At 66.8% G+C, this 9,836-nt stretch carries 8 protein-coding genes; 5 read left to right on the top strand and 3 right to left on the bottom strand.

What is annotated here, in order from left to right; translation table 11 throughout:
* Positions 1 to 248: 248 nt before the first annotated feature.
* On the bottom strand, positions 249 to 1,139 hold the full coding sequence (locus GGC47_RS14080) for a LysR substrate-binding domain-containing protein (protein WP_133566013.1): 891 nt from the start codon (positions 1,137 to 1,139) through the stop codon (positions 249 to 251).
* A 203-nt stretch (positions 1,140 to 1,342) separates the two neighbouring features.
* Here GGC47_RS14080 and ilvD point away from each other — a divergent pair, with 203 nt between their 5' ends.
* On the top strand, positions 1,343 to 3,184 hold the full coding sequence (gene ilvD, locus GGC47_RS14075; protein WP_142022192.1) for a dihydroxy-acid dehydratase: 1,842 nt from the start codon (positions 1,343 to 1,345) through the stop codon (positions 3,182 to 3,184).
* 216 nt (positions 3,185 to 3,400) lie between these two features.
* On the opposite strand, the gene GGC47_RS14070 is transcribed toward ilvD, so the two are convergent.
* Positions 3,401 to 3,865 carry a hypothetical protein gene (locus GGC47_RS14070; RefSeq protein ID WP_112763909.1) on the bottom strand — a complete coding sequence of 155 codons (465 nt, stop codon included), beginning with the start codon at positions 3,863 to 3,865 and terminating at the stop codon, positions 3,401 to 3,403.
* A gap of 229 nt (positions 3,866 to 4,094) precedes the next feature.
* On the opposite strand from GGC47_RS14070, the gene GGC47_RS14065 reads away from it, so the two are divergent.
* From GGC47_RS14065 to GGC47_RS14050, 4 genes are all read left to right on the top strand, one after another.
* Entirely contained in the window at positions 4,095 to 4,538 is a 444-nt protein-coding gene (locus GGC47_RS14065) for an Lrp/AsnC family transcriptional regulator (protein ID WP_038366877.1), read from the top strand.
* 170 nt (positions 4,539 to 4,708) lie between these two features.
* Positions 4,709 to 5,839 (top strand): saccharopine dehydrogenase family protein, encoded by a 1,131-nt coding sequence (locus GGC47_RS14060; RefSeq protein WP_429068422.1) that lies wholly within the window; start codon positions 4,709 to 4,711, stop codon positions 5,837 to 5,839.
* Between the two features lie 127 nt (positions 5,840 to 5,966).
* Positions 5,967 to 6,983 carry a protein-methionine-sulfoxide reductase heme-binding subunit MsrQ gene (locus tag GGC47_RS14055; RefSeq protein WP_210245672.1) on the top strand — a complete coding sequence of 339 codons (1,017 nt, stop codon included), beginning with the start codon at positions 5,967 to 5,969 and terminating at the stop codon, positions 6,981 to 6,983.
* 133 nt (positions 6,984 to 7,116) lie between these two features.
* Positions 7,117 to 8,814 (top strand): MFS transporter, encoded by a 1,698-nt coding sequence (locus GGC47_RS14050; protein ID WP_429068421.1) that lies wholly within the window; start codon positions 7,117 to 7,119, stop codon positions 8,812 to 8,814.
* A gap of 79 nt (positions 8,815 to 8,893) precedes the next feature.
* Here the strand turns inward: GGC47_RS14050 and GGC47_RS14045 are convergent, their stop codons facing one another.
* A complete protein-coding gene (locus GGC47_RS14045; protein ID WP_038366876.1) occupies positions 8,894 to 9,691 on the bottom strand; it encodes an undecaprenyl-diphosphate phosphatase in 798 nt (265 codons plus the stop codon).
* Positions 9,692 to 9,836: the final 145 nt, after the last annotated feature.

Here is a 9,836-nt window from a genome sequence, read left to right as displayed (position 1 = left end):
CCCCAGCGTCCTTAGGAAGCGCAGAAGAGGCGCCGCTCAGCGGCGGCGCCGTCTCGATGGGCGGTTTATAGGCGGGACCCCCGAGACATGTCAACGGCCATTTTGAAAGTTTTTCGAGGGAAAGTGCTTTTGATTTGAAATCAATTACTTAGCTAGGAATCCGCTGTTCACAGCCCCTGGCCGATGCCGTTCCGCCGGAATTTTTCCCGCTGTCCTTCCCCGGGGCCGGGCGAAGCCCCCGCGGGCCTTCAGCCCGCGCCATGCGCCTCCTGCCCCTGAACGGCCATTTCGTCGTTCAAGGCGTCGGCCAGGAAGGCGCTCATCGCCGCGACGGCAGCTCCCGGTCGGCCCGGCGCCAGATGCAGCGCGATCTCCGAAGCCGGCAGCGGTGGCAAGCCATGCTCGATCCCGAGCAGCTGCAGATCCGCGCGCGCGGTACCGGCCTTGACCACGGTCAGCGCCGCGCCGGAGGCCGCGACCGCCTCGACAGCGCCGATACTGGAGCTGGAGAACAGGATGCGCCAGCGCAGCCCCGCCTCGTTCAAGGCGTCCAGCGCCCATTCGCGGAACATGTTCGGCGCCTTCAGCAAGGCGAGCTGCAAGGGTTCTTCCGGAACAAAAGCCGTTCTATCCGAGCAAGCCCAGTGCGTCGGCTCGCGCCGCAGCACCTCGCCGCGGCCATCGCCCGCCTTCTGCGTGGCGAGCACGAGATCGAACTCCTCGCCGAGACTGTTGAGAAGATCGCGGGTGAAGCCCGTCGTCACCTCGAGCTCGACATCGGGATGGGAGCGGGCAAAGCGCGCCAATGTCTCGGGCAGCACGATCGTTGCGTAATCATCCATCACCGCGAGCCTGACCCGGCCGCTGACGCTCTGCGCATTGATGACGTCGAGCGCCTCGTCATGGAGCGCGACGATGCGGCGGGCATAGCCAAGGAATTGTTCGCCCGCGCGCGTGAGGAGAACCTCATGCGGCGAGCGCTGCAGCAAGGTCTGCCCGGCCAGCTCCTCGAGACGGCGGATCTGGGTGCTGACGGTCGACTGGCTGCGGAAGAGCGCCGCCGCGGCGCGGGTGAAGCTGCGCAGCTCCGCGATGGTGACGAAACTGCGCAGCAGATCGACGTCGATATTGCGCAGCATGGCCGAATGCCCCTCACCTCTTAACGATCCAGCGAGAGCCGTTATGCCAATTCGGCAAGCGTCTGTCCCATGGGCAGACGCGGCTGGCTGCCATGCGTGGCGCCGATCATGGAAATCGAAGAATTCAATTTTGTCTCAGGGCGCGGCGACGATAGCTTGCCGCGCAACGGGACATCAGGAGCCCGAGACCGGAGACGCATGAGATGCCCAGGCTGAGATCCGCAACCTCCACCCATGGCCGCAACATGGCCGGCGCCCGCGGCCTGTGGCGCGCCACAGGCATGAAGGACGGCGATTTCGGCAAGCCGATCGTCGCGGTGGTGAACTCCTTTACCCAGTTCGTGCCTGGCCATGTCCATCTCCAGGATCTCGGCCAGCTCGTCGCGCGCGAGATCGAGAAGGCCGGCGGCGTCGCCAAGGAGTTCAACACCATCGCGGTCGATGACGGCATCGCCATGGGCCATGACGGTATGCTCTACAGCCTGCCCTCGCGCGAGCTGATCGCCGACAGCGTCGAGTACATGGTCAACGCCCATTGCGCCGACGCGATGGTCTGCATCTCCAATTGCGACAAGATCACGCCGGGCATGCTGATGGCGGCGATGCGGCTGAACATCCCGACCGTATTCGTCTCGGGCGGTCCGATGGAAGCCGGCAAATTCATCGCCGAGGGCGTGCTGAAGAAGGTCGACCTCGTCGACGCGATGATCGCGGCCGCCGACGACAAATATACGGACGAGCAGGTCGACGTGATCGAGCGCTCGGCCTGCCCGACCTGCGGCTCCTGCTCGGGCATGTTCACGGCGAATTCGATGAACTGCCTGACCGAGGCGCTCGGCCTCGCCCTGCCGGGCAACGGCTCGACGCTCGCCACCCATGCCGACCGCAAGCGCCTCTTCGTCGAGGCGGGGCATCTGATCGTCGACCTCGCCCGGCGCTATTACGACCAGGACGACGAGAGCGTGCTGCCGCGCAATGTCGGCTCGTTCAAGGCCTTCGAGAACGCGATGACGCTCGACATCGCCATGGGCGGCTCGACCAACACGGTGCTGCACCTGCTGGCGGCAGCGCATGAGGCCGAGATCGACTTCACCATGGCCGATATCGACCGGCTGTCGCGGCGCGTGCCGGTGCTGTGCAAGGTCGCACCCGCCGTCGCCAACGTCCATATGGAAGATGTCCACCGCGCCGGCGGCATCATGGCGATCCTCGGCGAGCTCGAACGCGCCGGGCTGATCGACACCTCGCTGCCGACCGTCCATGCCACCACCATGGCCGAAGCGCTGGCGCGCTGGGACATCACGCAGACGACGAGCGAGGCGGTGCGCTCGTTCTACAGCGCGGCGCCCGGCGGCGTGCCGACCCAGACCGCCTTCAGCCAGGAGCGTCGCTTCGAGGAGTTGGACACCGACCGCAAGGCCGGCGTCATCCGCAGCGCCGAGCATGCCTATTCCAAGGATGGCGGCCTCGCCGTGCTGTTCGGCAATATCGCGCTCGACGGCTGCATCGTGAAGACGGCGGGCGTCGATGCCTCGATCCTGAAGTTCTCCGGTCCGGCCGTGATCTTCGAGAGCCAGGATGCTGCGGTCGAGGGCATCCTCAATCGCAAGGTCAATCCGGGCGATATCGTGCTGATCCGCTATGAGGGGCCGCGCGGCGGCCCCGGCATGCAGGAAATGCTCTATCCGACGAGCTATCTGAAGTCGAAGGGGCTGGGCAAAGCCTGCGCGCTGGTCACCGACGGACGCTTCTCGGGCGGCTCGTCCGGCCTCTCGATCGGCCATGTCTCGCCGGAAGCGGCCGAGGGCGGCGCGATCGGCTTGGTCGAGAGCGGCGACATCATCGCGATCGACATCCCCAACCGCAGCATCACGCTGCAGGTTTCCGATGAGGAGCTCGCACGACGCCGCGCCGCGATGGAAGCCAGGGGCAAGGATGCCTGGAAGCCGGCAGCGCCGCGCAAGCGCAAGGTCTCGACCGCGCTCAAGGCCTATGCCGCGACGACGACGAGTGCCGCGAAGGGCGCCGTTCGGGTCGTCGACTGAGGCGGGAGCCTCCGCCCGGCCGGCTCCATCCGGCCGGGCTCGCCATTCCCATGCCGAATCCGGGGTCCTCTCGCCGTGCTGCTTTAGCGTTGGGCGCCTCTCGGCAACCCGGCACCGACGCAGCCGTCGGATCCCGCCTCGCGGCCTTCGCAGATGCTTTGAAACGACGAACGCCGCGCCTGCCGGCGCGGCGTTCGAATTCCGGCAGGGACCGGATCAGCTCTTGAGCTTGGTGTTGCACTGGCTCCAGTAGCCGCCGCCCTTCTCGATCCATTTCAGATCGCCATTGGCGTTCGCCGCCTTGTTGGCGTTGTACTGATCGACGCAGGTCTTGAGGCGGGCCTTTCCGGCCGTCTCGCTCGAATATTTCTGCGACACCGCCTTCGGGAACACGGCGGGCTTGGCCTTGCCGACCGGCTTGGCCGTCGTCGCGGCAGCGGCCGTCGCGGGCGCTGCCGGCTCCGCCGGCATGGCCGCAGCGGCCTCGTCATCGGCGGCGTCGTCATCGCCGCACTGGGCCTTGCGGAAGTCGTTCCACTTCTGGCCCTTCAGGGTATTGGCCTTCTTGGCGTCCTGATATTTGACGCTGCATTCCTTCATCGTCAGAGCCGAGGCCGGCGACGCAGCGAAGGACATCAAAGCAAGGGCTGACGCGGATGCGAGAACGAAAGTCCTGAACATGACGGTCTCCATAGCGAGGCTTCTCTGCCGCGAGCGGCATCGCACTCCTATTCTTGCGGCGATGCAAGCCCTTTTCCGGCGCCCCCAACAACGTTTCACGGACTGCGCGGTTCCATTCCGCTCGCTTGCAGCACGTCTTTCGACGGCATGATGACAACCGCCCTCCCCGGCTTGCCGGGGCCGGGCCTTTGCCGCCATGGTGCCGGCCCTGCGAAGCACCGGAGACAGCATGGCAAGACCATCCGACGCGGCGAAAGACCGAGACCTGATCCGCATCCTCTCGGAGAATGCGCGCCTGCCCCTCTCGGACATCGCCAGGATGCTCGGCGTCTCGCGTGCGACCGCCCAGGGGCGGCTCGCCCGGCTGGAGCGCGACGGGGTCATCGCCGGCTACACGACCATCCTCGGCAAGGCCGCCCGGCCTGCCACGACGATCGCGGCGCTCGTCATGATCGAACTCGAGGTCAAGCGGCAGGGCGGCGTCGTCGCAGCGCTGAAGAAGCGGCCGGAAATCGTGCAGTGCCACACGCTGAGCGGCCATTTCGACCTCTCCGTGAAGGTCGAATGCGAAACTGCGAGCGATCTCGACGCGGTGATCGACTGGATCGCCGAGATGGAGGGCGTGCGCCGTACGACATCCTCGGTGATTCTCGCGCGGAAGTTCGAGCGCTGAGGCGGCTTCCACCGGCGCGATCATTTCCCTTCGATTTCAATCATAATCCTTCGATATGACCCATCATAAGCCGTCATATCGACGATCCGCCCGTTAAACGACGCAGCCCTTCGCTCCAGCATGGCGTCAGGGAACGGTCCGCTGGGGGCCGGCCATGTCAGGGGATCGTCATGACCTTCCAGAAACAGCGCATCGCCGTACTCGGCGCGGGCCAGATCGGCGCCATCATCGCCGGCATGCTGGCCGAGCAGGGACATGAGGTCACACTGGCCGATGCCTCGAAAGCCCAGCTCGCCCATGCCGCCGGCAAGCGCTTCGGCACGGCGGTGGTCGATGCGGCCGATCTCGGAGCGCTCAGCACCTTCCTGCGCGACCGCGACATCGTCGTCAGCGCCTGCCCCTATTTCCTGAACAAGGGCATCGCCAAGGTCGCGGCCGAGACGAAGACGCATTATTTCGACCTGACCGAGGACGTCGCCACCACTGCCTATGTCAAGGAACTCGGCCGGAGCGCCGATGTCGCGCTCGTGCCGCAATGCGGTCTGGCGCCCGGCTTCATCTGCATCCTCGGCGCCGACATGGCGGCGCGCTTCGACAGCGTGCGCACCATCAAGATGCGTGTCGGCGCGCTACCGCTCTACCCGACCAACGCACTGCGCTACAACGTCACCTGGTCGGTCGACGGGCTGATTAACGAATACTGCAACCCTTGCGAGATCGTCTTCGACGGCCAGTCGACGCTGGTGCCGGCGCTCGAGGGTATCGAAGGCGTGATGATCGACGGCGTCGCCTATGAGGCCTTCAACACCTCCGGCGGGCTGGGAACGCTGACCGAGACGCTGGCCGGCAAGGTCCGCAACATGAGCTACAAGACGCTGCGCTATCCCGGCCATGCCGAGATCATGAAGCTCCTGCTGCGCGATCTCGATCTCGCCGATGACCGCGAGACGATGCGGCGCATCCTCAGCCACTCCGCCCCTTTCACCCGCAAGGATGTGGTGGTGATCTTCGTCACCGGCGTCGGCGAGCGCGCCGGCCGGCTGGAAGAGGAGAGCGTGGTGCTGCGCTATGACGGCAATGACGAGCTCGGCGCCATCCAGCTCACCACCGCCGCCGGCTGCGTCGCCATGATCGAGCTCTTCCTCGCCGGCAAGCTGCCCGTCAAGGGCTTCGTGCGGCAGGAGGATGCCGCGCTCGCCGATTTCCTGGCGACGAAGGCCGGAACGCGGCTGGTCCGCGAGGCGCGCGGAGCGGATGCTTCGGGGCTCAAGCTCGCGCCGGCGATCAAGAACGCGGCCTGACGCAGAGGCGAAGCAGCCCGGCCGAGCTCGACAGCGCGCCTTCACGCCCTTGTGTGCAGAGGTGTGGGACAATGTCCCCAAGCTTCAGCTATGTCGGGGGCGTGAACCCGCATGATGGAGAGCGGTCGTGACAGCTCCGCTGCGCGCAGAGGCCGAAGCCGTCCAGGGCGTCGCCATCCATGGCGACGCCGGGCGGACGACCGCGCGGACAGGTCGGGCCGACAGAAAGCCTGCAAGCGGCAAGAACGCTGCGAACGGCAAGAAGGCCGGGCTGAGGGAGTGGCTGCCCTGGCTCGACCGGCAGGGCCGGTTTTCGGGCCTGCGGGCCGCCGCTTTCGCGCTGACCCTGCTGCCGGCCGCGCTGATCATCTACGCCGCCTGGATGGGCCAGCTCGGCTCGAAGCCCTGGACGGAGGCGATCCACCGCACGGGCATCTGGGCGGTCAGGCTGCTTGTGCTGTCGCTCGCGATCTCGCCGCTCCGGCGGCTCCTGGACTGGGGCAAGCTGATCGGGGTCCGGCGCATGCTCGGGCTCTCGGTGATGGCGTATGCGCTCGGCCATCTCGGCCTCCATTGCATCGACATGGCCTTCGACTGGGGGCTGATCGTCTCCGAGATCGTCAAGCGCTTCTATCTGACGATCGGCTTCGTCGCGCTGCTGGGCCTTTGCGCGCTCGGCGCGACCTCGACGGACGGGATGATCCGCCGGCTCGGCAAGAACTGGCAGAGGCTGCACAACCTCGTCTATCCGATCGCGGGGCTGGCGCTGCTGCATTTCGCGCTGCAGTCCAAGATCGACGTGACCGAGCCCGCGCTGATGAGCGGGCTGTTCATCCTGCTGCTGTTCTATCGCGGTCTCTATCGCTGGAAGCTGCCGGTTTCGCTGCCCGCCCTCGCCGGCCTCGCCTTGCTGGCCGGGCTCGCCACGGCGCTGCTCGAAACCGGCTGGTATGCGCTCACCAGCGGCGTCTCGCCCTGGCTCGTCTTCCAGGCCAACGCCGACATCCTGACCTATTGGGACTATGCCTCGATCAGGCCGGCGCATTGGGTGGCACTGGCCGGGCTCGCCGTCGTGGCGGCGCGGGCGTGGCGCGCCCGCAAGCCCCGTCCGCCGCGCCAGGCGCGGCTGCCGGCAACGGCCTGAGAGGGCGCCCGCGGGCCTGCGCAAAAACTTTCCCAGTTTCGCCGTTTTCGAAATCGAAAACGGTTTCCTCCGCGCGCCCTCATGCTAACCCTATTCCATGCCTGATGATTTGCATGCCCAACCGACAGCCGATGTGGCGGAAGCCGAACTCGCTTCGGAGGGCATAGCGCGTTCGGACACCTCGCCTTTCGTCCCGCTGCGGCAACCGATCTTCCGGGCCGTCTGGTTCGCCAGCCTCGCCTCCAATTTCGGCGGCCTCGTCCAGGCGGTCGGCGCTTCCTGGATGATGGCCTCGATCTCGCCCTCGGCGGAAATGGTGGCGCTGGTCCAGGCTTCGACGACGCTGCCGGTGATGCTGTTCTCGCTCGCGGCCGGGGCGATCTCCGACAATTACGACCGACGCCGGATCATGCTGACCGCGCAGTTCTTCATGCTGGCCGTCTCTGTCGGGCTCGCGGCCTGCGCCTGGCTCGGGCTTATCACGCCCTGGCTGCTCCTGAGCTTCACCTTCCTGATCGGCTGCGGTACGGCCCTCAACAACCCCGCCTGGCAATCCTCGGTCGGGGACATGGTGCCGCGCCGCGACGTGCCGGCGGCGGTGACGCTGAACAGCGTCGCCTTCAACATCGCGCGCAGCGTCGGCCCCGCCATCGGCGGCGCCATCGTCGCCGCGGCCGGCGCGGTCGCCGCCTTCGTGATCAACGCCTTCTCCTATATCGGCCTGATCACCGTGCTCGCCCGCTGGCAACCGCCCAAGGTCGAGCGGGTGTTGCCGCGCGAAACGCTGTTCATCGCGATGGGCGCGGGCGTGCGCTATGTCGCGATGTCGCCGAACATCCGCGCGGTGATCCTGCGCGCCTTCGCCTTCGGCTTCGGCGCGATCGTCGGCCTTGCCCTGCTGCCGCTGGTGGCGCGCGACCTGATCCGCGGCGGGCCGCTAACCTATGGCATCCTGCTCGGCGGCTTCGGGGCCGGCGCCGTCGCCGGCGCCTTCATGAGCGCCCGCCTGCGCCGGGTGATGAGCACGGAAGCCTTGGTCCGCTCGACCTTCATCGCCTATGCGGTCGGTATCCTGCTGGTGGCCTTCAGCCGGACGATCTGGATGACGATCCCCGGCCTCTTCGTCTGCGGCGCCTGCTGGGTGCTGGCGCTCTCGACCTTCAACGCCACGGTCCAGCTCTCGGCGCCGCGCTGGGTCGTGGGCCGGGCGCTGGCGATCTACCAGATGGCCACCTTCGGCGGCATGGCGATGGGCAGCTGGGCCTGGGGGCGCACGGCGCTGCTGTTCGGAACGGACCGAGGCCTGCAGCTTTCGGCCATCGCCCTGCTGATCGGAGCGGGCCTGGGCCTGCTCTACAGGCTGCCGCCGCTGGAGGAGCTCAATCTCGATCCGCTCAGCCGCTGGCGCGAGCCCAAGGTCGCGGTCGATATCGAGCCACGCAGCGGGCCGGTGATCGTCACCGTCGAATACATCATCAGGCCGGAGGACGTCGTCGCCTTCCTGAACGTGATGGCGGAGCGCCGCCGCATCCGCCGGCGCGACGGCGCGCGCCACTGGACGCTGCTGCGCGACCTGACCGATCCGACGCTCTGGTTCGAGCGCTACGACAGCCCGACCTGGGTCGAATATGTCCGGCAGAACCAGCGGGTGACGCAGGCCGACGCCGAAATCGGAGAGCGCGTGCGCGCCTTGCACAGCGGGCCGAACCCGCCTGTCGTCCACCGCATGATCGAGCGGCAGACCGCCTCGCTCACCTCGGCCCCGGCCACCGCCCCGTCGACCTCCGCGCCCGTCGCCACCCCGCTGGGGGATCCGTCGCGGGCCGGCTAGGGCGGGATGATTTCAGATGGGATCACCTCATGGATCCCATCCGAAATCTGAAGCCGTCCCGACCGAAAAGTGGGTGCGATCAGCCGACGATCCAGAGCCCGGCAAGCCCGACCAAGCCGACGATGATCCGCCACCAGGCGAAGACCGCGAAGCCGCGCTTCGAGACGAAGTCGAGGAAGGAGCGCACCACGATCAGCGCCGAGAAGAAAGCGGCGACGAAGCCGATGACGATCAGCATGCTGTCGTTGAAGGTCAGGTCCTTGTAGCTCTTCAGGAGATCGTAGGCGAAGGCGCCCGCCATGGTCGGCATGGCGAGGAAGAAGGAGAACTCGGCCGCCGCCCGCTTGCTGGCGCCGAGCAGCATCGCTCCGACGATCGTGGCGCCGGAGCGGGAGACGCCGGGGATCATGGCGAGGCACTGGAAGAAGCCGATCTTGAGATACATCGGCAGCGTGAAGGCGGTCGCGTCGGTGTATTTCTCCTGGAGCTCCAGCTCGTCGACCACGAGCAGGACGAGCCCGCCGGCGATCAGCGCGCAGCAGACGATCAGGGGATTGAACAGCACGCCCTTGATGAAGCCGTGCAGGAGCGCGCCGATGATGGCCGCGGGCAGGAAGGCGACCAGCACGCCGATGACGAAGCGCCGGGCGGCAGGATCGCTCGGGAGGCGCAGCGCGATGTCGAGCAGGCGGCGGAAATAGACCAGCAGGATCGCCAGGATCGCGCCGAGCTGGATCAGGACCTCGAAGGTCTTGCCGTTCGATTCGAAGCCGAGGAAGTGGCCCAGCAGCAGGAGATGGCCCGTCGAGGAGACCGGCAGGAACTCAGTGAGGCCCTCGACGATGCCGAGGACGAAGGCTTCGATGAGATTCTGCATGGGAGAACGTCCTCGTGCGACTTGGATCCGCGCCGGCTGGCTTCGGTCGATGCGTTACCGGCTTACGCCCGGCTCTTTGCAAATTGGTTACCACTTCGCCAATGAACCCAGGCAAATCGTCCGCGTCCGCTTCCCCCGCGCTTGT

The organism is Allobosea sp. OAE752 (assembly GCF_050433265.1).
Lineage (GTDB): Bacteria > Pseudomonadota > Alphaproteobacteria > Rhizobiales > Beijerinckiaceae > Allobosea > Allobosea spartocytisi.
This window is presented reverse-complemented; position numbering and strand designations above follow the sequence as displayed.